Below are 22,953 nucleotides of genomic sequence, written 5' to 3' on the forward strand. Positions count from 1 at the left end.
GACGAAGGAGTCGCCATGTCCGCACCCCGTACCGACGAGACCGATGTGCTCGTCATCGGCTGGGGCCTGTCCGGCCTCGTCGCCGCGGCCGAGGCCGTGGCCGCCGGCCGGCGCGTCACCGTGATCGATCAGGAACCACGCTCCAACCTCGGCGGCCAGGCCTGGTGGTCGTTCGGCGGGTTGTTCTTCATCGACTCCCCCGAGCAGCGCCGGATGGGCATCCGCGACTCGCTGGACCTCGCCCGCGAGGACTGGTTCGGCAACGCCGGGTTCGACCGTCCGGAGGATGAATGGCCGCGGCGCTGGGCGGAGGCGTATCTGCAGTTCGCGGCCGGCGAGAAGCGCGCCTGGCTGCGCGAGCGCGGCGTCGGTTTCTTCCCTGTGGTCGGCTGGGCCGAGCGCGGTGGGTACGGCGCGATCGGCCCCGGCAATTCCGTGCCGCGCTTCCACATCACCTGGGGCACCGGCCCCGGCATCGTCGCACCCTTCGCCGACGCACTGTTCGAGGCGGAGAAGGCCGGACGGCTCACCGTGCTCCCCCGCCACCGCGTCACGGCGCTCACCGGCGCGGACGGCGCTGTCACCGGCGCGCACGGCGACGTGCTGGCCGACAGCCCCGCCGACCGCGGCGAGAAGAGCAGTCGCGAGGTCGTCGGGTCGTTCGAGATCACCGCGGGCGCGACGATCGTGGCATCCGGCGGCATCGGCGGCAACCACGACCTCGTACGCAAGATGTGGCCGGAGCGGCTCGGCACTCCCCCGCAGCACATGCTGACCGGTGTTCCCGCCTACGTCGACGGATCGATGCATGAGGTCGCTCGGTCGGCCGGCGCGCGGCTCATCAACGAGGACCGCATGTGGCACTACGTCGAGGGCATCACCAACTGGGATCCGGTGTGGCCCTCGCACGGCATCCGCATCCTGCCCGGCCCGTCGTCACTGTGGCTGGATGCCACCGGCGCCCGCCTGCCCGTGCCGCTGTTCCCCGGATTCGACACGCTCGGCACTCTCGCGCACCTGCGTGCGACAGGGCACGACCACTCCTGGTTCGTCACCTCGCTGAAGATCGTCGAGAAGGAGTTCGCGCTGTCCGGCAGCGAGCAGAACCCGGATCTCACCGGCAAGGACGTGCAGCTGCTGCTGAAGTCGCGGCTGGCGAAGGGGCCCACGGGCCCCGTGCAGGCGTTCCTCGACGAGGGCCCGGACTTCGTCGTGGAGGACGATCTGGAGACGCTGCTGGCCGGCATGGCGGCGATGCCCGGCGGCGAGGCGCTGGACCTAGATCGGCTGCGCCGCGAGGTGATCGCCCGCGACCGCGAGATCGAGAACGACTTCACCAAGGACGCCCAGATCGGGATGCTGCGCTCGATGCGCGCCTACCGCGGCGACAAGCTGATCCGCACCGCCCCGCCGCACCGCCTGCAGGATCCGTCTGCGGGCCCGATGGTGGCCGTCAAGCTGCACGTGCTGACCAGGAAGTCGCTGGGCGGCATCCAGACCGATCTCGACGGTCGCGCTCTGGACTCGTCCGGCGCGCCGATCCCCGGACTGTACGCCGCGGGCGAGGCCAGCGGCTTCGGCGGCGGCGGCGTGCACGGCTACCGCGCTCTGGAGGGCACGTTCCTCGGCGGCTGCCTGTTCTCCGGGCGCCAGGCGGGCCGCGCCGCGGCGCGCTAAGACTCGTCGGCGGCGCCGGTCGCGCGCACGGCCGTCAGGCCGGTGACGGCCGGCCCGCGGCTGAGCACGTGACCGCGGCGGAACGCGAGGCGCGTCCAGCGGCCAGAGACCGTCACCGGCACCTGCTCGACACCTCCGAGGAAGCCGAACGCCTGCGCGGCGAACGCGACCCCACGCGGCAGGCCGAGAAGATCCTCGTCGGGCTCGCCCCAGACGGATGCCCGGACGCTGCGCACGATCTCCTCACCCGACTGGGTGCCGGCGCCGCGCGCGACGGCGGACATGCCCCACTGAGAGCGCTCGGCGATCAGTGCGGCATCCAGTGAACCGCGCGGCAGCCAGCCACCGCGGGGCGGGGCGACTCCGGCCCAGGCGGGCGAACGGCTGGTGTCGGGCAGCTGCAGCATCCGACCGTCGTCGGTGTCGGACAGGTCGTCCACGACGATGTCGCACTCCAGCTCGGGGTCGGCATGCACGATGCGCATGGCCAGCACCGTCGGAGTGCGGTCGAAGAGCCCCTGCGGAGCAAGTGCCGCAGCGGTGAGCGCGAGCACGCCGTTCGCCGCCTGCAGCCGTACTCCATCATCCGAGATCGCATGGGAGCGGCCGAGGAACGTCAGCACGTCCTGGGCGGTGTGGGCATCGGCGAGGACGAGACGTGGGGACACGACATCTAGACTATCCATCGGTGCCCCGAGCCGACCCGGCCGGCGTCATCGAGCGAAAGGCAGGCGATGGACGCACAGGAGACGGTCGACGGACTGCTGGAAGTACTGTCTCTGGACGTGTCGGGAGCCCGCACGACCGAGGACATCTTCACCGGCATCTCGCATCCGATGCCCACCGGCCGCATCTACGGCGGTCAGGTGCTCGCGCAGTCGGTCATCGCAGCGGAGCGGACGGTCGCCGAGGGTCGGATCCTGCACTCGATGCACGGGTACTTCCTGCGGCCCGGTGATGCCTCCAAGGGCATCACGATCGCCGTGGACCGCATCCATGACGGACGCTCGTTCTCCACCCGGCGTGCGCAGGCGTATCAGAACGGTGTGCCGATCTTCTCGATGATCGCGTCGTTCCAGGACGACGGCCCAGGTCTCGAGCATGCGGCACCGATGCCGGAGGGCGTTCCCGACCCCGAGAGCCTGTCCAACGACGAGGCGCTTTCGCCCGACATCCATCCGCTGTCGCAGCGCATGCTCACCGATCGCCCCGTGGACATGCGTCACGTCGACGGACCGATCTACGTCGAGGCCGGCGCCGAGCGCGTGGCCGCGCAGGCGGTCTGGATGCGGATGCGCGCGCCGCTGCCGGATGCTCCGAGTCTGCACCGCGCCTCTCTCGCCTACCTCAGCGACATGTCCATCCAGGAGTCGATCCTGCGCGCCCACGGCCTGTCCTGGGCCGAGCACGGACTCAAGGTCGCAAGCCTCGACCACGCGATGTGGTGGCACCGCCCGGCACGTGTGGACGACTGGCTGCTGTACGTGCAGGAGTCGCCCAACGCCCGCGGCGGGCGCGGCCTCGCTGCTGGCCGGATCTACACCCGGGACGGCATCCTGGTCGCCAGCGTCGCGCAGGAGATCATGATCCGGGTGCCGTCCGGCGACTGACGACGACGGCGCCGCCCGTCAGCGGTGCGCGTAGCGGATCGGCTCGTCGATGTACGGGCCCCAGGCCTCGCGCATCTCCGGTGTGATGCGGGTGGGACGGCCGCTGACGGCGTCCACCAGCACGATCACGGCCATCGAGCGCGCGTAGAGGGTGCGCTCCGGCGTCGCCTGCGGGCTGTGCACCTCGTAGCAGACCTCCATGCTGGAGCCGCCGATCTTGCCGAACCACATCTCCACGTCGAGCGGATGCCGCTGATACGGCACCGGGGCGACGTACTCGATCTCCTGCCGGGCGACAAGTGTGAGCATGCCCTGACTGATGCCGGGATCGAGGATCGCGGTCGGCGGTGCGTCCTCCCCGTCGCCGGGGATCCAGAACGCGCGCACCCGCGCCTCCTCGAGAAGTTTGAGCATCGAGGTGTTGTTGACGTGGTTGTACGCGTCCAGGTCTCCCCAGCGCAGGTGCACCGGAAGGTGCAGGTGCTCGGCCAAGGGTGTCTCCTTTGCCTGAATGATCCAGTTCGAGGGGTTCCACGCCCCGAGGCCCCGAACAGCGCGAAGCGATGTTCAGAGCCTCGGGCGAGGGATCAGTCGCGGTGCAGCTTGCGGTGGGTGGTGCGGTGCGGACGCGCCGCCTCCGGGCCCATGCGCTCGATCTTGTTCGCCTCGTAGGACTCGAAGTTGCCCTCGAACCAGTGCCACTGGGCGGGGTTCTCGTCCGTGCCCTCATAGGCGAGGATGTGGGTCGCGATGCGGTCCAGGAACCACCGGTCGTGGGTGATGACCACGGCGCAGCCGGGGAACTCGAGCAGCGCGTTCTCGAGCGAGCTCAGGGTCTCGACGTCGAGGTCGTTGGTCGGCTCGTCGAGCAGCAGCAGGTTGCCGCCCTCCTTGAGCGTCAGCGCCAGGTTCAGGCGGTTGCGCTCACCACCGGAGAGCACACCGGCCTTCTTCTGCTGGTCCGGTCCCTTGAAGCCGAACTTCGAAACGTAGGCTCGCGAGGGGATCTCGATCTTGCCGACGGTGATGAAGTCGAGTCCGTCGGAGACGACCTCCCACAGCGTCTTGTTCGGATCGATGTTCGCGCGGGACTGGTCGACGTAGCTGATCTTGACGGTCTCGCCGACCTTCAGGTCGCCGCCGTCGAGCGGCTCGAGGCCCACGATGGTCTTGAACAGCGTGGTCTTGCCGACGCCGTTCGGGCCGATCACGCCGACGATGCCGTTCGGCGGCAGGCTGAAGCTGAGACCGTCGATGAGCGTGCGGTCGCCGAAGCCCTTCTGCAGGTTCTTCGCCTCGATCACCACGTTGCCGAGACGAGGACCGGCGGGGATCTGGATCTCCTCGAAGTCGAGCTTCCGGGTCCGCTCGGCCTCGGCGGCCATCTCCTCGTACCGGGCCAGACGGGCCTTCGACTTGGTCTGACGGCCCTTGGCGCTGGAGCGCACCCACTCGAGCTCGTCCTTCAGGCGCTTGGCGAGCTTGGCGTCCTTCTTGCCCTGGACATCGAGGCGCTCGGCCTTCTTCTCGAGGTAGGTCGAGTAGTTGCCCTCGTAGCCGATCAGACGGCCGCGGTCGACCTCGGCGATCCATTCCGCGACGTGGTCGAGGAAGTACCGGTCGTGGGTGACCGCGATGACGGCGCCCTTGTACGACTGCAGGTGCTGCTCGAGCCAGAGCACGCTCTCGGCGTCGAGGTGGTTGGTGGGCTCGTCGAGCAGCAGCAGGTCGGGCTTCTGCAGCAGCAGCTTCGCCAGCGCCACGCGACGCTTCTCACCACCCGAGAGCGGTGCGATCTCGGCGTCGCCGGGCGGTGTGCGCAGCGCGTCCATCGCCTGCTCCAGCTGGGAGTCGAGGTCCCAGCCGTCTGCGGCGTCGATCTCCTCCTGCAGCGTGCCCATCTCGGCCAGCAGGGCGTCGAAATCGGCGTCGGGGTCTGCCATCAGAGCGGAGATCTCGTTGAAGCGGTCGACCTTCGCCTTGATCGCGATGCCGTCCTGGATGTTCTCCAGCACCGTCTTGGACTCGTCGAGCTCGGGCTCCTGCATGAGGATGCCGACGGTGAAGCCCGGGGTGAGCTTGGCCTCGCCGTTGGACGGCGTGTCGAGGCCTGCCATGATCTTCAGGATCGTCGACTTGCCGGCGCCGTTAGGGCCGACCATGCCGATCTTCGCGCCGGGCAGGAACGCCATCGTCACGTCATCGAGGATGAGCTTGTCGCCCACGGCCTTTCGTGCGCGGACCATGGAGTAGATGTACTCGGCCACGGAGGAGCCCCTAACTTTCGGCGGGTGTGCATGTGGGGTGCGCGTCAGCGGTGTCGACGCACACCGACACACCAGCCTACCGGCCTTCGCCGGAACGCGAGCCCCACGACCGCGGGGGCATGATCACCAGTCGATCGGCCTCGTCGCGCCCACCAGGCAACGGCCCTCGGCGAGCTGAGGAAGCACCTTCGTCACGGGCGCCCCGGTGGACGGGCCGACCTGGCCGGCCAGGCACTCCGCGTCGCCCCACGCGACGGAGAACTGCAGGCTCTCCACCGGGTTGCCGACCGTCGTCTCATCCTCGGTGACCTGCATCCGATCTCGCGGGAAACCGGCGGCGACGAGTGCGTCGATGTACGCCCGGCCCTCAGCGCGCTTGCCCGACGCCCACACCTGCGCGGTGATCTCGGCGAACAGAGGCAGGTTGTCGGCGGCCGTGCCATCGGCATGCAGCGCGGGAGCCGTGGGCGTCGCGCTGGGCTCAGGTGAGGGTGACGCCATCTGCTCCGTGGCACGCGGTGTGGGCGCTGGAACAGGCGCGCATGCTGCGGTCAGGAGAAGTCCGGCCGACAGGGCGATGACGCACAGGCAGCGTCGCGAGAGGGCGGACGGTCCACGATGCACCCTCCGAGTCTAAGAGGGGCGCCTCCGGGTTCGGGTCCCGGAGACGCCCGGCCTCGTACGCCGCGCGTATCTGGGCGCGCGTCACGTCGGGAGGAGCTCCGGGAACGAGGACGCGACCGCCTCGTCGGGCTCTTCCGAGGGCACCGACCAGGACGCCTCGACGTTGGAGGGGGCTGCCGCACCGGAATCCGGCGCATCCTCGTCCGACGGCGACGCAAAGCGGTCGACGGCGTCCGACGCCGAGGCCCGGTGCGGCTTCACGAACGCGCTCGCGCCATGCTTCAGGTTGTGGCCGATCGCATCCGCCTCGATCTCCACCGCCGTCCCGGACTTGCCGTTCGCCTCCCACCTGCGCACCTTGAGCCGCCCGGTGACGATCACGGGGTCGCCGGTGTGCAGCGATGCCCTCACGTTCTCAGCGAGCTGGCGGAACGCGGAGACGTCGTACCAGTTGGGGTCGCCCTCGTTCCAGGCCCCGGTGCTGCGGTCGAGCCAGCGGTGCGGGGATGCCAACCGGAACCTGATCACCGCATCGCCGCGGTTCGTCGTGTTGCGCAGCGGATCGCTGGCCACGTTGCCCAGGATCGTCACTGTGTCGGACATGTCGTTCTCCTTCGTGAGCCCGGGTCTGAGCCCGGATCGCACCAGCGTGCCGGAGCCCGTCGCCGAACAGACGCCGGAAAACCCCTGTCTGTGCAGAGCCCGCGAGATCCCGCCACTGTGCAGGACGAGTCGACGCGGCGTCAGCGCACGAACAGCAGGAGCGCAGCGACCGCGATGAAGAGTGCTCCGAACACGAGGTTCAGCACGCGCTGGCCGCGCAGGCTCGACGTGAACCTGCGGAAGGACTTGGCGGCCGCAGCGAAGAAGAACCACATCACGAGCACGTCGACGACCATCACCGTCACGATCAGGATCAGGTACTGCGGCAGCGGGTCGTGACCCGGACGGATGAACTGCGGCACGAAGGCGATGAAGAAGACGATCGCCTTCGGGTTGAGCAGATTCACCCAGAATCCTCGGCGGAACATCGACCAGCCGCCCTCGCGCGAGACCGGCACGAGCGCCCCCTCCTCCCCCGCCCGCGGTCGGGTGAGCATCAGCCGGATGCCGAGGAAGACCAGGTACGCGGCGCCGAGGTATCGGATCGTCTCGAAGAGGATCGGCGACTTCGCCACCAGCAGTCCGACGCCGGCGGCGACGATCGCCACGTGCACGACCAGCGCCGCCTGCTGCCCCGCGACCCCCCAGAGCGAGCGCCGCCAGCCCTGGTTCAGCGCGTTGGTCATCGTGTTGATCGCTCCGGCGCCCGGCGTGAGGCTGATCACCATGCACGCGACCAGCAGAGAGAGCCAGGTCGTCCACGTCACCAGCACAGTGTAGGGAGCAGCGGGGTCCATCGCACATCCGGCGGGGCGATGTCGGTGGCCGTCTCTATGTTCGAAGGTGAGAGGAGACGACATCATGATCACCGCCGAACGCCCCACCGGAACCCCTGTACTCGCCCTGCCCTGGACAGCCCCGACCATCAGACGCGGCCGCGAGAGCCTGCAGCGAGCGGGCGATCGACTCTGGCGAGTGATCGACGAGAAGGGCGGCATCCGCGGCCATCTGCGCGTCGTCGCCGATCCCCTCGGCATCCGCTACCGCGCCGAGCGTCTGCAGACGACCACCGGCGTCTTCCTGCTGGTCGGTGAGTTCTGGGACGCCGATGACGCGGTCTCGGCGCTGCGATTCTGAACGGGGTGCCCCCTGCAGGATTCGAACCTGCGACCAACGGATTAGAAAGCCGATGCTCTTCCTCTGAGCTAAGGGGGCGCGAATCCTCAGATTACCGTGTCGGAACCCGTCGATAAGATCGACGCATGGTTTCTGCGTCAGAGAACGACCGGCTCGTCTGGATCGACTGCGAGATGACCGGGCTCGACCTCGCGGTGGATGAGCTCGTCGAGATCGCCGTCGTCGTCACGGATTTCACTCTGAAACCCCTCGATCCCGGATTCAGCATCGTGATCAGGCCCAGCGACGCCGCGCTCGAGCACATGAACGATTTCGTAACCGAGATGCACCGCACCTCCGGCCTGATCGAGGAGATCCCACAGGGTGTTCCCCTCACCGAGGCGACCGCACAGACGCTGGCATACATCCGCCGGTTCGTGCCGCAGGAGCGCAAGGCGCCGTTGGCCGGCAACACGATCGGCACCGACCGCATGTTCCTCGCGAAGTACATGCCCGAGCTCGATCAGTACCTGCACTACCGCAATGTCGACGTGTCCAGCATCAAGGAACTGTCCCGCCGCTGGTACCCGCGGGTGTTCTTCAACGCGCCTGCGAAGGACGGCGGACACCGCGCCCTCGCCGACATCCTGGAGTCCATCCGCGAGCTGCAGTACTACCGCGAAGCGGTGTTCGTGGACGAGCCCGGGCCGTCCACCGACGAGGCTCGAGCCATCTCGGAGCGCACCGTGTCAGAGTTCACTCAAAACATGTAATACACTTGAGCGGTTGCCTGTTCCGGCAGGCACATGGTGGGTATAGCTCAGCTGGTAGAGCACCGCGTTGTGGTCGCGGGGGTCGCGGGTTCAAGCCCCGTTACTCACCCCAACAAGGAGCGGGATGCAGAAGCATCCCGCTCCTTTCTCGTCTCCCTTCCGACACCGCCACCGCGACACGCCGGTGCTGCTGTATTCGCCCGGATGCATGCCGATAGGTTCGGACTCATGCGCCCGACAACAGCGTCGGCCGCTCTCACATGGGAGAACACAACATGTTCAAGAAGTCGACATCCTGCGCCCTCGCCGCAGGACTCGCCGTCGCTCTCGGCCTCAGCCTCGCGCCGGCCGCGATGGCGGACACCTCCGTCCCCACCACTGCATCGACCACCGCCGCGACCGCGTCCGCATCGCAGCTCGAGTCGCTGCGTGCGGAACTGCCCGCGGACTGGTCCGCGCGCGTCGCCGACGCACGGGCGCGCTTCGGACTGGACGAGACCACGTGGGCCGACCGGGCTGAGAGCGTGATCAACCCCGGTGATTACCAGTGCAGCGCCACCCCCATCGACGGCTGGCTGACGAGCGAGCTCGCAGGCGTCGATCGGCCGACGATGAAGGCGATCGACGACCTCGCCGGCTTCGACCTCGCGACCTACGACGCTCTCATCTTCGGCTCGCAGGACAAGCGGAACGTGTTCGGTCTCGACGGCTCGTACACGAACGAGCTCAACCGCACGATGGACGGCCTGAAGAAGTTCTGGGACTTCGACGGTTCCGACATCCAGCTGATCCCGATGAAGGGCGACACCTACCGCTCGATCGATCGTATGGTGCGCGTCTACACCGCCCTGTACGGTCTCGACGCCGCCACCGCGCGTGACGTCGCCGAATACGTCCAGGAACTGATCTTCAGCCAGCCCGGACTGCGTCAGGGTGACAACCCGTACTTCACGTTCAACGCGTTCGCGTTCGACCCGGCGCCCGAGGATGTCGCAGAGTTCCCCGGCCTCACCAAGCGCATCGTCATGGGCGACGGCGTCCTCGCGGGCCTGCGCGGTGTCGGCCTGCAGGACAAGGCTGCTCCGCTCGGGGTGCTCGCACACGAGTACGGCCACCAGGTGCAGTACGCGAACAACCTGTTCGAGTCGCCCCTGACCGGCCCCGAGGCGACCCGTCGCACCGAGCTGATGGCGGACGCGTACGGCACCTACTACCTGGTGCACGCCCGCGGCGGCGCTCTGAACACCGCGCGCACGCTCGACGTCGAGGCATCGTTCTACAACGTCGGGGACTGCGCCTTCACCAACGACGGCCACCACGGCACCCCGAACCAGCGCCTGAAGAGCTCCACCTTCGGCGCCACCGTGGTCGCCCAGGCGGCCAACCAGGGCCACAAGCTCGGCGCCCTCGCGTTCGACGCAAAGTTCGAGGCCGTGCTTCCCGAGATCGTCGCTCCCGACGCTCGCTGAGCCACACGAAGGCGGGTCGGACGCGATGCTCGTCCGGCCCGCTTTCGCGCGCCCCTCACGTAGAATCCCGCTGTGACCACCAGGGTGCTCGTCGTCGACGACGAACCGCAGCTCGCAGACCTCATAGCGAGGCACCTGTCCCGCGAGGGCTACGAGACAGCCTCTGCGATCGACGGCATCGCCGCTCTGACGCTCGCGGCGAACGACGACTTCGACCTGGCGATCGTCGACGCGAACCTGCCGGGGATGAACGGTTTCGAGCTCTGCCGTCGTCTTCGACAGCAGACCACGGGGCTCGGCATCCTCATGCTGACCGCCCGTGACGCGATCGACGACAGGGTCCGCGGACTCGATGCCGGCGCCGACGACTATCTCATCAAGCCCTTCGACTTCGCCGAGCTGTACGCCAGGCTGCGGGCGCTTCGCCGCCGAGAGGGCCTGACCTCCACTCGCATCCAGTACGGCGATCTCACGCTCAGCACCGATCGCGGCATCCTCACCGTCGCCGGACGTGACCATCCTCTCAGCCGGCGCGAGGCTGACCTGCTCCGCGTCCTCGCGGAGCATCCGGGCAGCACCGTCTCGCGCGCGGACCTGCTGACAGATGTGTGGGGATCCCCGCACTTCCAGTCCAACGTCGTCGATCAGTACGTGCGCTACGTGCGCAGGAAGCTCACCGCCGCCGGTTCGGAGATGCGGATCGACACGGAGCGCGGCGTCGGCTTCCGGCTCACGGATCCCCGGCAGGTCGAGGCTCCCTGATGCTGTCCCGGCTGTCGGTGCGTGCGCGCATCACGATCGGCTCGACCGTCGTGGCCGTGCTGCTCCTCATCGCGGCGTCGATCGCCGTCTACGCGCAGATCACCGTGATCGTGGAGGCACGTGAGAAGGCTGTGCTGCACGGGATCACCGAGGTGTACCGCGGCGTGATCCAGGAGGACCCGCAGGAGCACTTCGAGAAGCCCGGCATCAAGCAGCATGTCGCCGTGGTCGACCCCTCGGGCACGACGCGCATGAACACGTTGCCGAAGCGGCTTCAGGATCGCCTGGAGGAGATGATCGCGGAGGGCTCGGGTCTGCGCAGTGTCCGCACCTCGAAGGAGACGTACTACGTCTACGTCGATCCCGTGAAGACGGCAGAGGGCACCTGGTACGTGATCGCGACCCGCGACACGGACATAGGCGAAGACGTCCTCGGCGGCGTCGAGAAGCTGCTCCTGACGATCCTCACCGTGGGCGCAGTGGTGTTCGCCCTCGGCTCGTGGTTCGTCTCCGGTGCCGCACTGCGGCCCGTCGAGCAGCTCCGCCGCAGTGCGGAGTCGCTCGCTGTCCGCCGCCGCGACGACCTCCTGCCGGTCGGCGAGGCGAAGGATGAGCTCAACGCCCTCGCCCAGACTCTGAACGACCTCCTCGAGCGCATGCGCTCCGCGAGCGAGCGCGAGCGGCAGATGGTGTCGGACGCCAGTCACGAGCTGCGCAATCCTCTCGCCGTGCTGCAGTCGCAGCTCGCACTCGTCGACGGCACGGATCCCGCCGCGGATGCCGCGGTGCTGGACGACGCACGTGACACGCTCGCGCGGCTCGCGCGCATCGCGGACTCCCTCCTGCAGCTGTCTCGGATCGAAGCGGCGGATGCCGGTGGCGCGGCCATCGTCGAGGAGCTCGCGGCCGAGCTCACCGAGCGCATCGACAGCATCCGCCTGCGCGCGGCCGAGGATGCGGGAGCGCGCGAGGTCGACGTCGACTTCCGCATCGAGACCTCCGAGCCGTCCGCAGTCGTGCGCATCGCGGCGTCCGACTTCGGGCGGGTGATCGACAATCTCGTGGATAACGCGATCGGCGCAGCGAGCGGCCGCGACGTGCGCGTGCTGGTGGCGCTCACCCAGAAGATGGACGCATTGACGCTCACTGTCGAGGATGACGCCGGCGGACTCGACCCCGCGATCGCCGACCGGGCCTTCGAGCGCTTCGTCCGTGGGCCGTCCTCGTCCTACTCCGGGGGCGGGCTCGGGCTCGCCATCGTCGCCCGGCTGGCGACGCTCGCCGGCGGCTCCGCGTCCCTCGACGACCGCCCGGGCGTCGGAGCGACGGCGACGGTCGTGCTGCCCACGGCATCGTCCGCCGACGAGTCGGCGAACACCCACCAGCGGTAGGCGGCGAACCGCACGAGCGAGCCCAGGATCAGGCCGATCACGTTGGCGGAGACGTTGTCGTCCACGGTCGTGGTCAACTGCAGCACATAGTGCGAGAACGCCAGGCACACCAGGGACACACCGCTGCCGACGAGACTCGCGATGAGGAACTCGACGCCCTCGCGGACGGTGTCGGCGCGGCGATACTCACGGAAGGTCCACATCCGGTTCCCGACCCAGTTCACGGCGATCGCCGCGATCGTCGAGACAGACTTCGCGGCGACCGGCCAGGCAGGGATGCCGGCGACCGGATGAAGCAGCAGCAGGTTGAACACGGCGATGTCGACGACGAAACCCACACCGCCGACCACGCCGAACTTCAGCAGCTGCGCGGCCAGGCGGGTGAGCCGGGGTGCGGCGGCTCTGCGCAGGACTCCCTCAGACATGAGAGGGCTCCCTCACCGGTGCGACCGTCACGCGCTCTCGCCCGAACAAGCGGGCCATCCCCCACCGGGTCACCTGCAGCAGCGCCTCCACGACGATCCGGCCCGACATCTTCGATTCGCCGTGCAGCCGGTCGTCGAACGTGATCGGCACCTCCACCACCCGGCACCCGCTGCGCACGGCGCGATCGAGCATCTCGATCTGGAAGCAGTACCCGCGGCTGGTCACCAGCTCAGGGCGGATCGCGAGCAGCGCCTCCGCGCGGAACACGCGGTAGCCGCCAGTGAGATCCTTCTGATGCAGGCCGAGCATCACCCCCGCGTACACGCTTCCCGCGCGGGAGAGCAGGTAGCGGTGCAGCGACCAGCGCTGCACGTCGCCCCCGGCCACCCATCGGGAGCCGATCACCAGGTCGTGCCCGTCGAGCCCGTCGAGCATCGCCGGCAGGTCCTCCGGCCGGTGCGAGCCGTCGGCATCCGACTGCACGATCACCTCGAAGCCGAGCCGCACCGCCTCTGCGAAGCCCGCGATGTAGGCGGGACCGAGCCCCTGCTTCTCCGTGCGGTGCAGCACGTGGATCGCCGGGACCCGCGCCGCCAGTAGATCGGCCAGGTCACCTGTGCCGTCGGGGGACGCGTCGTCGACGATCAGGATGTGCGCCTCAGGCACCGCCTCGCGCAGGCGGGCGATCACCTCGGGGAGCGATTCGATCTCGTTGTACGTGGGCAGGACCACGATGGTGCTCTCGCTCATGGCTGCATTCCCTTCTGGAACTCGTAGACGACGGTGCGATGGATGGGCGTGCGTGATGTTCGGGTGAACCCTGCGGCCTGCAGCGCTGCGAGATCGGCCTTCGATGACCCTGTGCTGCCTGACTCGAGCAGCCATACCGTGTCGCTGCTCAGCCCGCGTGCGACGTCCGAGACGGTCGCGAGCCTGTCCCACAGACCGTTCGTGCGGTCATAGGCGGTGATCAGCTGCGGATCGCGCAGTCCGGTGAAGTCGGCCGGGTACAGCCGGTATGCGAGACGCGGGGCGCGCGAGTTACGGGAGGTGATGCCGAAGAGCACCGTGTCCCCGGGACGCGCGTGCGCCCCCACCTGGGCGGCGGCTGCGCGGAAGTCGGCACCGCCGTCCTTGGCGAACGGCGTCCGCTGCCGCACGAACTCCGGAACTGCGGTCACTGCGGCGACGGCGGTGAGGACGATGACGGCGGCCGCCATGACCTTCCTCCCTCCGATCCGGCGGGCGGCGTCCAGCACCGCCCAGACGCCGGCCGAGATCAGCAGCGCGACAGCGGCCAGGCTGAACGACAGATACCTCGGGTTGTAGACCGGGGAGATGAGCAGGTCGAACAGGATCAGCGCGAATGCGGGCAGCAGCAGCCAGGTCAGGACGGGCAGGAAGCCCTCGGCCCGCGTCTCGCCGCGCCTGGACGCACGAGCCAGCACCAGGGCGCCGAGAATGAGGAGCGGCCACATCGCCAGCGCCACAGGCAGATGCCCGAACCAGGGTGTGACCACAACCCCGGCCAGCGTGACGTAGCTGCGATGCGCCAGGAACGCGATCTGACCCTTCTGGAACTGCGACACGACCACGATCGGCAGCGCCAGCGGCGCCGCGATCGCGAGGCTGGTCAGCCAGCGCCGCACGACCTGCGGGGTGGTGCGCTCCCGCCGGGTGCGCAGCGCGACGAAGTGCACCACGGGCATCATCAGCAGGTAGAGGAAGAACGTTCCCGATACGGCCACGGCGATCCCGTACCCGATCCACGCCCTCCTCCGGGCATCCCGGTCGACGAGACGCACGAACAGGATCGTGAGCCACACGGCGGCGGCCGCGGCGATGGCGTAGCCGCGGGTCTCGACCGCGAGCAGACTCGCCCGCGGGATCAAGGCGATGAGCAGGCCGGCGAGGACCGCCGTGCGCTGGTCGAACCAGCGTCGTCCGAGGACCACCACTCCCGCCGCGAGGAACCCGATGCCGATCGTGCTGAGCGCCCTGGTCGACCACTCGGCGGCACCGAACACGCCGACCCACAGGTGCAGCAGCGCGTAGTACATGCCGTGCACGGCATCGACGGTGGTGAGCTCGGAAGCGAGACTCGACCACGGCCGCTGCGCAGACATCACACTCGCCGCTTCGTCACCCCAGTACGACGGGATCCCCGCGCCGATGTATGTCACCAGCGCGACGCCGAGCCCGACCCACGGCGCGAAGACGCGCGGTCGCGCACGAGTCGCCCCGGCCGCGCGGTCCGCGGCGGTCGTCGCCGGATGCTCCAGAATCGCCATGTGACGACGATCCCTCCCCCGCTTCTCCACGAGCAGGGAAACGGGGGCCGCCACCGTGAGAGTCCTCTCATAAGCTTGTTCCGATGGACATGGATGCCGCGGCCTTCGAGGAGCTCGTCGTGGACGAGCTCGATCTGCTGCCCGACGAGATGGTCCAGGGCCTGGACAACATCGTCTTCGTCGTCGAGGACGCGCCCGAGAACGGCGAGGATCTGTTCGGCCTGTACGACGGACTCGCCCTCACCGAGCGCGGGCAGTACGGGCTCGGCGAGCTGCCCGACCGCATCATCGTCTACCGTCACGCGCACCTGGAGGCGTGCGAGACCGAGGAGGAGCTGCGCGACGAGGTGCACACCACGCTGGTGCACGAGATCGCGCACTTCTACGGCATCGACGACGAGCAGCTGCACGAGATGGGGTGGGCATGAGCACGCCGATCGCGCTGCCCGATCTCGACCTGGAACAGGACCTCACCGCGGCGCCGCTCGAGCCGTGGGAGCTGGTCGTCTGGGACGACCCGATCAACCTGATGAGCTACGTCGTCCGTGTGTTCCGGCGCTACTTCGGCTACTCCGACGAGCGGGCGACCGCGCTGATGCTCGCGGTGCATCACGAAGGACAGGCGGTCGTCGCCACCGGCCCCAGAGAGACCATGGAGGTGCACGCGCAGGCGATGCACGACTTCGGGCTGTGGGCGACCGTGCGGAAGGCGTCGTGATGAGCGAGCACACCATCGTGCTGCCGCTGGCTGTGATCGAGGGACAGCACCTGATCGAGCTCCTCGACCAGTTCCTGCTGCTCGTGGATGCGCCGGAACGAGATGCGGATGCCGCGCTGCTGAGGCTCACTCCGTCCGCCTACCCCGACGATGAGCAGGCGGACGCGGACTACGCCGCGCTCACCCGCGCCGACCTCCTCGACCGTCGCAGCACCGAGGCGGCGCTCGTCCGCGCCGATCTCGCGGCGTTCGAGGGCGACGATCTGCACGGCCGCGACGCGATGCGTCCGCGGGACGCGATCATCCCCGGCGACCACCTGGATCCCTGGCTGCGCACGCTGACCGCGCTGAGGCTGGTGCTCGCATCGCGCATCGGCGTCGAGGACGCCGATGCGCACGACCCGGACGACCCGCGCCACGGCGTCTACGACTGGTTGGGCTACCGACTGGAGGGTCTGATCCAGGCGGCCGATGAACGGGATGCCCGGCTCTGAGAGCCTGTCAGGGCACGGTCACGACGATCGTGGCCGACGACACCGGGTCGTGCACACGGATGTGTGCGTCCTCCTGCGCCGCCCACCGTTCCCAGTGCGGGCGGAATCCGTCGCCGTCGCGCTCCAGTGCGCGATGCTTCCTGCCCTCAGCCGGACCGTCCGCCCAGACCCGAACGCCGGCGACAGCAGCGGCGTCGCGGGTCAGCGCCCCGCATCCCTCCACGATGAGGCCGAGCGCCGGATCGACAGTATGCTCCTCCGCCGCGATGCCGTGCTCCCAGTCCCACCGGTTCCAGACTCCGAGTTCGCCACGGGAATGCGGACGCAGGACGTCCTCGAAGGCTATGCGTCCGCCCTCGGCCAGACCATCCCATCCGGGATAGAACGAATCCAGCGCGACGAGCTGCGCAGGGGCCATCAGCGGCCAGCTCTCCGCCACCCGACGCGCCAGCGTGGACTTGCCCGCCCCGCTGCGCCCGTCGATCACGACGACAGGATTCGGAGTGCCGACCGCATGCACGGCCGAGACGATGCGGCGGACGGCCGCGTCGAGGGACTCCCCGAACGGGTCGCTACTTCTTGAGGGCACGGATGATGCGGGTGAGCGCGCGTCCGGTGACCCACACGAAGGGGATGCCCACTGCCAGCAGCGTGATCAGGTTCGGCTCGAAACGGAGGCCCTCCTCGCGGCGCACGTACACGCCGAGCGGGATCGCGGTCCCGCCGCCTGATCCGCCTTCGATGCCCTCGCCGCTGCCGCCGGCGAAGCCGGTCACCGCCAGGGCGACCGGCGTGATGCTGACGCCGTCGACGTCGACGGGCTCGCCGTAGGCGCTCTTGACCCCGAACGAGGCGGCCTGCTTACCGAGTTCCACTGCGATGTTGGGCATGCCACCACGCTACTGGAAGCGCGGCCCGCTGTCGCGGGTCACTCCCGCCCGAACGAACGCGGGTGCGGTCCGTCGCGCCCGTCGCCTCGACCGACGTGGCGGGCACGGGTGATCGTGGCACTGCCGAATCGTGCTCTGGCATCGTCCAGGGCACCCTCCAGTCTGCGGCGATCGGCATCATCGTCCCAGAGCGCGAACCCCGCGGAGCCTGCGCTCTGCAGCTTCTCGGCGCGCACGCCGAGAAGGCGGATCGGATCTCGGCGCTCAAGTCCGTCGAACAGCGCCACGGCCGTCTCGCCGATGCGCTGACCGACATCGGTCGGCTCGGACAGCGACTGCGCACGGGTGATCGTGGTGAAGTCCGCGAAGCGCACCTTGATCGCCACGGTGCGGGCCTCCCAGGATGCCGAGCGCAGGCGGCCCCCGACCCGGTCGGCGAGCCGCAGCAGCTCCGCACGCAGCACGTCCACGTCGATCACGTCGACGTCGAAGGTCTCCTCGTGCCCGATGCTCTTCTCCACGCGCTCGGTCTCGACCTCACGGGCATCCTCGCCCCTGGCCAGCTGCCGCAGGCGGCCGCCGGCCGCGGGGCCGAGTGCGCGCTCCAGCATGCCCGGCGCGGCCTCGCGCACATCGCGGATCGTGTGGATGCCGCGACGCTCCAGCGCCTCGGCGGCCTTCGGCCCGACGCCCCACATAGCAGCCGCAGGACGAGGGTCGAGGAACTCCTGGGTTCGCGCGCCTGGCACGATGAGCAGGCCGTCGGGCTTGGACAGCGTCGACGCCATCTTCGCCACATGCTTGGTCGCCGCGACGCCGACGCTGCAGTTGATGCCCACCTCGTCGGCGACACGCCTGCGGATGAGGGTGGCGATCTCGCCCGGACTCCCCCACAGCCGCCGCACGCCGCGCACGTCGAGGAAGGCCTCGTCGATCGACAACGGCTCGACGAGGGGCGTGAACGACTCGAAGATCGCCATCACCTGCGCCGAGACCTCCTGGTAGCGGCGGAAGTCCGGCATGACGATGCGCGCGGACGGACACAGCCGCAGCGCCTGCGACACCGGCATCGCCGAGCGGACGCCGAACCGGCGCGCCTCGTAGGAGGCGCTGGAGACCACGGAGCGCCCGTCCGGAGCGCCGATGATCAGCGGCAGTCCGCGCAGCGACGGGTCGTCCAACGTGGCGACGGATGCGTAGAAGGCGTCCATGTCGACATGCAGGATGCCGGTCCCGCTGTCGTCCGCCCCGGCCGGCGAGACGATGCGCCCCGATCCGTCACCGCGTCCCATGCGTCCATTCTTCCCGAGTCCACGGACATCGCATCCCAGATTCTTGACCGACCGGTCAATCAGGAGCGTATAGTGAGCCTCGACCCCCGATTCGGGAGCCATCTGACCTAGAGGAGGATGAGTTCAATGAAGAGGTGGACTCGCTGGCAGGACTGGGTGGCCGTGGCCGCCGGACTGTACGCGGCCCTGGCGAGCATCTGGACGACGCCGCGCACTGCAGCGTCGATGTCCATGATGATCGTGTTGGGCGTGCTGATGATCGCCGCCGGGGTGTGGAGCATGGCGGCCCCCGGAATGGTGTCGATGGAATGGATCATCGCTGCCATCGGTGCACTGCTGTTCATCTCCCCGTGGGTCGGCGGCTTCGCCGGGAACGCGGGGCCGGCATGGACTTCGTGGATCTGCGGCTTCGTCGGCGCAGCGGCAGGGCTGTGGGCGCTCGCGCCCGCCGAGAAGGCGCACAAGGCGTCGCACGGCGGACCTCGGGCAGCACACGCGTGACCTGCAGGGCGAATAGGACGGGGCGGCGGGCGACCACCGCCCCGCTCGCGTGGAAGGGGCGATCATGACCGACCAGGCGGCCGCGCGAACGCGCATCCTCGATGCGGCGGAGTCGCTCTTCGCCCGCCACGGCTTCGACGGCTCCTCGACCGCGCGGATCGCACACACCGCGGGGGTTCCGAAGGGGCTGTTGTTCTACTACTTCCCGACCAAGCAGGACGTGCTCGGAGCTCTGCTCGAGGAGCGGCTCGGCACGGATGCACTGGATCCGGGGCCGCTGACGGTACGGGGCGACCCCGTGCAGACGCTTCTGAACGTCGGCGACCACGTGATGCACGACCGCGCGGCATCCGAAGTTCTGCGCGAGATCATCTGGCACGAATCTCACACCCGCCCTGAGGTCAGTGCAGCGCTCGCCCGCTATCGGCACGCGCTGCACGATCTGGTCGAGCGCGCGCTGCGCGCGAGCCTCCCGAGCAGCGCGGACGACGATGCCCTGCAGGCGGCGGCGGATGCCTGGGCGGCGACCATCACAGCCCGACCGCTGGAAGCGAGACCCGGGTCACGCCCTCGTCTGCACGAACCCGCGAGCCTGCGCGCGATCGCTCGACTGCTCACAGCCGGGCTGCTGCTCTCGCCGCCGAACTCGGCGACGACGTGACGATGCCCGGGGCGTTCACCGCCCCGGGCATCGTCACGTCACTGCGTTCGCAGAATCACTGAGCGGCGCGCTCCAGCACCAGTTCGCGAACGCGGGCGGCATCCGCCTGGCCCTTCATGGCCTTCATGACAGCGCCGATGATCGCGCCGGCAGCCTGCACCTTGCCGTCCTTGATCTTCGCCATCACATCGGGCTGCGCAGCAAGGGCATCGTCGATCGCGGCGATCAGCGCCCCGTCGTCGGACACGACGGCCAGGCCGCGGGCATCCACGACCTCCTGCGGGGTGCCCTCGCCGGCGATGACGCCCTCGAGCACCTGACGCGCCAGCTTGTCGGTCAGTGTGCCGGCGTCGACCAGCTGCTGAAGCGCCGCGACGTTCTCGGGGCTGACCAGCTCGACGGCATCCTTCTCCTGCGCGTTCGCGAGGCGGGTGATCTCACCGGTCCACCACTTGCGGGCGGATGCCGGCGACGCGCCGGCTGCGATGGTCGCCTCGACGACCTCGACCAGGCCACTGTTGCGCACGTCCTGGAACTCCAGGTCGGTGAAGCCCCACTCGGCCTTCAGGCGGCGCCGACGCGCGACAGGCTGTTCGGGCAGCGCCGCGCGCAGCTCCTCGACCAGTTCGCGGGGCGGGACCACGGGCAGCAGATCGGGCTCCGGGAAGTACCGGTAGTCGTCGGCGTCCGACTTCGGACGACCGGGCGAGGTGGTGCCGGTGTCCTCGTGCCAGTGCCTGGTCTCCTGCGTGATCGTGCCGCCGTCGGCGAGGATCGCCGCCTGGCGCTGGATCTCGTAGCGCACCGCGCGCTCCACGGAGCGCATCGAGTTGACGTTCTTCGTCTCGGTGCGGGTGCCGAGCTTCTCCTCACCTCGCGGACGCAGCGAGACGTTCGCGTCGCAGCGCAGGTTGCCGCGCTCCAGACGAGCCTCGGAGATGCCGAGGGCGCGGACGATGTCGCGGATCGCCGAGATGTACGCCTTGGCGTACTCCGGTGCACGGTGCTCGGCGCCGAAGATCACCTTGGTGACGATCTCGACGAGCGGGACACCGGCGCGGTTGTAGTCGACCAGCGAGTACTCGGCACCCTGGATGCGGCCGGTGGAGCCCATGTGGGTGAGCTTGCCGGCGTCCTCCTCCATGTGCGCACGCTCAACGGGGATCGTGACGAGAGTGCCGTCCTCGAGCTCGACCTCGACCGACCCCTCGAAGGCGATCGGCTCGTCGTACTGCGAGATCTGGTAGTTCTTGCCCAGGTCAGGGTAGAAGTAGTTCTTGCGGGCGAAGCGGCTGGACTCGGCGATCGAGCACCCCAGCGCCAGTCCGAGGCTGATCGACGAGCGCACGGCGGTCTCGTTCACCATTGGCAGCGATCCGGGCAGGCCGAGGTCGACCGGGGCGATGAGCGTGTTCGGCTCTGCGCCGTGGAACTCCTCGTTGGCCGGGTTCGGGGCGTCCGAGAACATCTTCGTGCGCGTGTTCAGCTCGACGTGCACCTCGAAGCCGAGCACCGGCTCGAACAGCTCGAGGGCCTTGTCGTAATCCATGAGCTTGACGGTGGCCATCAGCGGGCTCCTCCGAGAATCGGTGCCTTGTCGAGAAGGGGTGCGCCCCACGAATCCAGCAGCGCGGCCTCGAGGCCGGCGCCGACGCGGTACAGACGGGCGTCCTGGTGCGCCGGTGCGAGGAACTGGATGCCGACCGGAAGACCGTCCTCGGCGGCGAGACCCGACGGGATCGAGATGCCGGGCACACCGGCGAGGTTCGCCGGGATCGTCGTCAGGTCGTTCAGGTACATCTGCAGCGGGTCGTCGATCTTCTCACCGAGCTTGAACGCCGTGGTCGGCGCCGAGGGCGTCGCGATGACGTCGACCTGCGCGAACGCCTCGTCGAAGTCGCGCTGGATCAGCGTGCGCACCTTCTGGGCGCTGCCGTAGTAGGCGTCGTAGTAGCCGGCCGACAGGGCGTAGGTGCCCAGGATGATGCGGCGCTTGACCTCGGGGCCGAAACCGGCCTCACGGGTGGCGGACATGACATCCTCGACGGTCGCGGCGCCATCCGGCGTGACACGCAGGCCGAAGCGCACCGAGTCGAACTTCGCGAGGTTGCTGGATGCCTCGGCCGGGAGGATCAGGTAGTAGGCGGCGACGCCGTACTCGAAGTGCGGGGCCGAGATCTCGACGATCTCCGCGCCCTGCGCCTCCATCAGCGCGAGCGACTCGCGGAAGGATGCCGCGACGCCGACCTGGAAGCCGGAGTCGGGCAGCTCCTTGATGACGCCGACCCTGAGGCCCTTGAGCACCTCACCTGTGGCGCCCTCGCGGGCGGCGGCGGCGAACGACGGCCATTCCTGCGGCAGTGAGGTCGAGTCCTTCGGGTCGTGGCCGCCGATCACATCGTGCAGCAGGCCTGCGTCGAGCACCGTTCGAGTGACGGGCCCGACCTGGTCGAGGCTGGAGGCCAGCGCGATCGAGCCGTACCGGCTCACGCCGCCGTAGGTGGGCTTTGTGCCGACTGTGCCTGTCACGTGCGCCGGCTGGCGGATCGAGCCGCCGGTGTCGGAGCCCAGCGCCAGCGGCGCCTCGAAAGCTGCGACGGCTGCAGCGGAGCCGCCGCCGGAGCCGCCGGGGATGCGGTCCAGGTCCCACGGGTTGTGGGTCGGGCCGAAGGCCGAGTGCTCGGTGGAGGAGCCCATCGCGAACTCGTCCATGTTGGTCTTGCCGAGCGGGATCAGGCCGGCGGCGCGCGAGCGCGCGACGACCGTCGCGTCGAAGGGCGACATGTAGCCCTCGAGGATCTTCGACCCGCTGGTGGAGGGCATGTCGGCGGTCACCAGCACGTCCTTGACCGCCAGCGGCACACCGGCGATCGGGCCGAGCTGCTCGCCCGCCGCACGGCGCGCGTCGAGCTCGGCGGCTGCCGTGAGGGCGTTCTCGTTGACGTGCAGGAAGGCGTGCACGTCACCGTCGACTGCGGCGATGCGGTCGAGGTGGGCCTGCGTGGCCTCGACGCTCGAGATCTCGCCGGCGGCGAGCTTCGCGCCGAGCTCGGCGGCGGAAAGCCGGATGATGTCGCTCACTGCTCTTCTCCCAGGATCGCGGTCACACGGAAGCGGCCGTCTGCGGCATCCGGGGCGTTCTGCAGCACCTGCTCGTGCGTCAGCGTCTGCCCGACCTCGTCGGGACGGAACACGTTGCTCATCGCGATCGGGTGGCTGGTGGCCACGACATCGGGGGTCGCAACCTCCGACACCTTCGCGATGTTGTCGACGATGGCGTCGAGCTGACCGGTCAGCTGCGTCACCTCGTCATCGGAGAGCTGGATGCGCGCGAGCACGCCGAGATGGCGCACGAGATCAGGGGTGATTTCAGACACCCGTCCAGTCT

At 69.0% G+C, this 22,953-nt stretch carries 26 protein-coding genes, 2 tRNA genes and 1 pseudogene; 13 read left to right on the forward strand and 16 right to left on the reverse strand.

Annotation, left to right across the window (positions count from 1 at the left end; genetic code table 11):
• The first annotated feature begins 15 nt into the window (after positions 1-15).
• Complete coding sequence (locus tag ACFVDO_RS03020; protein ID WP_378859632.1) at positions 16-1,677, forward strand: FAD-binding dehydrogenase; 1,662 nt, start codon at positions 16-18, stop codon at positions 1,675-1,677.
• Here ACFVDO_RS03020 and ACFVDO_RS03025 read toward each other — a convergent pair.
• Positions 1,674-2,345: a hypothetical protein gene (locus ACFVDO_RS03025; protein ID WP_378859631.1), complete on the reverse strand. Its 672-nt coding sequence runs from the start codon at positions 2,343-2,345 to the stop codon at positions 1,674-1,676. The genes ACFVDO_RS03020 and ACFVDO_RS03025 overlap by 4 nt on opposite strands.
• Positions 2,346-2,411: 66 nt before the next feature.
• On the opposite strand from ACFVDO_RS03025, the gene ACFVDO_RS03030 reads away from it, so the two are divergent.
• Positions 2,412-3,287: an acyl-CoA thioesterase gene (locus tag ACFVDO_RS03030; protein ID WP_378859630.1), complete on the forward strand. Its 876-nt coding sequence runs from the start codon at positions 2,412-2,414 to the stop codon at positions 3,285-3,287.
• A gap of 18 nt (positions 3,288-3,305) precedes the next feature.
• Here ACFVDO_RS03030 and ACFVDO_RS03035 read toward each other — a convergent pair whose 3' ends face one another.
• From ACFVDO_RS03035 to ACFVDO_RS03055, 5 genes are all read right to left on the reverse strand, one after another.
• Entirely contained in the window at positions 3,306-3,779 is a 474-nt protein-coding gene (locus ACFVDO_RS03035; protein WP_378859629.1) for an acyl-CoA thioesterase, read from the reverse strand.
• Between the two features lie 95 nt (positions 3,780-3,874).
• Positions 3,875-5,554 (reverse strand): energy-dependent translational throttle protein EttA, encoded by a 1,680-nt coding sequence (gene ettA, locus ACFVDO_RS03040; RefSeq protein ID WP_378859628.1) that lies wholly within the window; start codon positions 5,552-5,554, stop codon positions 3,875-3,877.
• Positions 5,555-5,677: 123 nt separating this feature from the next.
• The gene (locus ACFVDO_RS03045; RefSeq protein WP_378859627.1) at positions 5,678-6,055 is read right to left on the reverse strand and encodes a DUF6993 domain-containing protein; all 378 of its coding nucleotides are present in this window, start codon (positions 6,053-6,055) and stop codon (positions 5,678-5,680) included.
• A gap of 204 nt (positions 6,056-6,259) precedes the next feature.
• Positions 6,260-6,781 (reverse strand): single-stranded DNA-binding protein, encoded by a 522-nt coding sequence (locus tag ACFVDO_RS03050; protein ID WP_378859626.1) that lies wholly within the window; start codon positions 6,779-6,781, stop codon positions 6,260-6,262.
• A 140-nt stretch (positions 6,782-6,921) separates the two neighbouring features.
• On the reverse strand, positions 6,922-7,548 hold the full coding sequence (locus tag ACFVDO_RS03055) for a LysE family translocator (protein ID WP_378859625.1): 627 nt from the start codon (positions 7,546-7,548) through the stop codon (positions 6,922-6,924).
• Positions 7,549-7,642: 94 nt separating this feature from the next.
• On the opposite strand from ACFVDO_RS03055, the gene ACFVDO_RS03060 reads away from it, so the two are divergent.
• Positions 7,643-7,918, forward strand: a complete 276-nt coding sequence (locus tag ACFVDO_RS03060) for a hypothetical protein (RefSeq protein WP_378859624.1) — start codon at positions 7,643-7,645, stop codon at positions 7,916-7,918.
• 6 nt (positions 7,919-7,924) lie between these two features.
• Here ACFVDO_RS03060 and ACFVDO_RS03065 read toward each other — a convergent pair.
• Positions 7,925-7,996 (reverse strand) — tRNA-Arg (locus ACFVDO_RS03065).
• Positions 7,997-8,043: 47 nt separating this feature from the next.
• Here ACFVDO_RS03065 and orn point away from each other — a divergent pair.
• The 5 genes from orn (at position 8,044) to ACFVDO_RS03090 (ending at position 12,292) form a co-directional block, all read left to right on the forward strand.
• Positions 8,044-8,670, forward strand: coding sequence for an oligoribonuclease (orn, locus tag ACFVDO_RS03070; protein WP_378859623.1), 627 nt, complete (start codon positions 8,044-8,046; stop codon positions 8,668-8,670).
• Positions 8,671-8,706: 36 nt separating this feature from the next.
• Positions 8,707-8,782: transfer RNA gene (locus tag ACFVDO_RS03075), tRNA-His, on the forward strand.
• 163 nt (positions 8,783-8,945) lie between these two features.
• Positions 8,946-10,139: a hypothetical protein gene (locus tag ACFVDO_RS03080; protein WP_378859622.1), complete on the forward strand. Its 1,194-nt coding sequence runs from the start codon at positions 8,946-8,948 to the stop codon at positions 10,137-10,139.
• Positions 10,140-10,211: 72 nt separating this feature from the next.
• On the forward strand, positions 10,212-10,901 hold the full coding sequence (locus ACFVDO_RS03085) for a response regulator transcription factor (RefSeq protein ID WP_378859621.1): 690 nt from the start codon (positions 10,212-10,214) through the stop codon (positions 10,899-10,901).
• On the forward strand, positions 10,901-12,292 hold the full coding sequence (locus ACFVDO_RS03090) for a sensor histidine kinase (RefSeq protein WP_378859620.1): 1,392 nt from the start codon (positions 10,901-10,903) through the stop codon (positions 12,290-12,292). Before ACFVDO_RS03085 ends, ACFVDO_RS03090 begins: the two co-directional genes overlap by 1 nt.
• A 41-nt stretch (positions 12,293-12,333) precedes the next feature.
• On the opposite strand, the pseudogene ACFVDO_RS03095 reads toward ACFVDO_RS03090, so the two are convergent.
• From ACFVDO_RS03095 to ACFVDO_RS03105, 3 genes and pseudogenes are all read right to left on the reverse strand, one after another.
• Positions 12,334-12,717 (reverse strand): annotated as a pseudogene (locus ACFVDO_RS03095) (GtrA family protein); the annotation flags it as partial.
• Entirely contained in the window at positions 12,710-13,468 is a 759-nt protein-coding gene (locus ACFVDO_RS03100; protein ID WP_378859619.1) for a polyprenol monophosphomannose synthase, read from the reverse strand. The pseudogene ACFVDO_RS03095 and the gene ACFVDO_RS03100, both read right to left, overlap by 8 nt.
• Positions 13,465-15,009, reverse strand: a complete 1,545-nt coding sequence (locus ACFVDO_RS03105; protein ID WP_378859618.1) for a glycosyltransferase family 39 protein — start codon at positions 15,007-15,009, stop codon at positions 13,465-13,467. The genes ACFVDO_RS03100 and ACFVDO_RS03105 overlap by 4 nt, the downstream gene beginning before the upstream one ends.
• An 83-nt stretch (positions 15,010-15,092) precedes the next feature.
• Between ACFVDO_RS03105 and ACFVDO_RS03110 the strand changes: the two genes are divergently transcribed.
• From ACFVDO_RS03110 to ACFVDO_RS03120, 3 genes are read left to right on the forward strand one after another with little or no spacing between them, the layout of a single operon-like run.
• Positions 15,093-15,437 (forward strand): metallopeptidase family protein, encoded by a 345-nt coding sequence (locus ACFVDO_RS03110; protein WP_378859617.1) that lies wholly within the window; start codon positions 15,093-15,095, stop codon positions 15,435-15,437.
• The gene (clpS, locus tag ACFVDO_RS03115) at positions 15,434-15,727 is read left to right on the forward strand and encodes an ATP-dependent Clp protease adapter ClpS (RefSeq protein WP_378859616.1); all 294 of its coding nucleotides are present in this window, start codon (positions 15,434-15,436) and stop codon (positions 15,725-15,727) included. The genes ACFVDO_RS03110 and clpS overlap by 4 nt, the downstream gene beginning before the upstream one ends.
• Complete coding sequence (locus ACFVDO_RS03120; RefSeq protein ID WP_378886828.1) at positions 15,727-16,221, forward strand: DUF2017 family protein; 495 nt, start codon at positions 15,727-15,729, stop codon at positions 16,219-16,221. The genes clpS and ACFVDO_RS03120 overlap by 1 nt, the downstream gene beginning before the upstream one ends.
• A 7-nt stretch (positions 16,222-16,228) precedes the next feature.
• On the opposite strand, the gene ACFVDO_RS03125 is transcribed toward ACFVDO_RS03120, so the two are convergent.
• The 3 genes from ACFVDO_RS03125 to dinB are packed head-to-tail and all read right to left on the reverse strand — an operon-like array spanning position 16,229 to position 18,403.
• Complete coding sequence (locus ACFVDO_RS03125; protein WP_378860139.1) at positions 16,229-16,810, reverse strand: hypothetical protein; 582 nt, start codon at positions 16,808-16,810, stop codon at positions 16,229-16,231.
• A complete protein-coding gene (locus ACFVDO_RS03130; protein WP_378860138.1) occupies positions 16,794-17,111 on the reverse strand; it encodes a hypothetical protein in 318 nt (105 codons plus the stop codon). The genes ACFVDO_RS03125 and ACFVDO_RS03130 overlap by 17 nt, the downstream gene beginning before the upstream one ends.
• Positions 17,112-17,149: 38 nt before the next feature.
• Complete coding sequence (gene dinB / locus ACFVDO_RS03135; RefSeq protein WP_378860137.1) at positions 17,150-18,403, reverse strand: DNA polymerase IV; 1,254 nt, start codon at positions 18,401-18,403, stop codon at positions 17,150-17,152.
• Positions 18,404-18,529: 126 nt separating this feature from the next.
• Between dinB and ACFVDO_RS03140 the strand changes: the two genes are divergently transcribed.
• Entirely contained in the window at positions 18,530-18,904 is a 375-nt protein-coding gene (locus ACFVDO_RS03140) for an SPW repeat protein (protein WP_378860136.1), read from the forward strand.
• A gap of 64 nt (positions 18,905-18,968) precedes the next feature.
• A complete protein-coding gene (locus tag ACFVDO_RS03145) occupies positions 18,969-19,565 on the forward strand; it encodes a TetR/AcrR family transcriptional regulator (RefSeq protein WP_378860135.1) in 597 nt (198 codons plus the stop codon).
• Between the two features lie 55 nt (positions 19,566-19,620).
• On the opposite strand, the gene gatB is transcribed toward ACFVDO_RS03145, so the two are convergent.
• Genes gatB through gatC form a run of 3 tightly spaced genes read right to left on the reverse strand, consistent with a single transcriptional unit; the run spans position 19,621 to position 22,942 of the window.
• Entirely contained in the window at positions 19,621-21,132 is a 1,512-nt protein-coding gene (gene gatB / locus ACFVDO_RS03150; protein ID WP_378859787.1) for an Asp-tRNA(Asn)/Glu-tRNA(Gln) amidotransferase subunit GatB, read from the reverse strand.
• Complete coding sequence (gene gatA / locus ACFVDO_RS03155; protein ID WP_378859788.1) at positions 21,132-22,646, reverse strand: Asp-tRNA(Asn)/Glu-tRNA(Gln) amidotransferase subunit GatA; 1,515 nt, start codon at positions 22,644-22,646, stop codon at positions 21,132-21,134. Before gatA ends, gatB begins: the two co-directional genes overlap by 1 nt.
• Positions 22,643-22,942 carry an Asp-tRNA(Asn)/Glu-tRNA(Gln) amidotransferase subunit GatC gene (gene gatC / locus ACFVDO_RS03160; RefSeq protein ID WP_116242681.1) on the reverse strand — a complete coding sequence of 100 codons (300 nt, stop codon included), beginning with the start codon at positions 22,940-22,942 and terminating at the stop codon, positions 22,643-22,645. The genes gatA and gatC overlap by 4 nt, the downstream gene beginning before the upstream one ends.
• Positions 22,943-22,953: the final 11 nt, after the last annotated feature.

This window comes from Microbacterium sp. NPDC057741 (genome assembly GCF_042798735.1).
GTDB lineage: Bacteria > Actinomycetota > Actinomycetes > Actinomycetales > Microbacteriaceae > Microbacterium.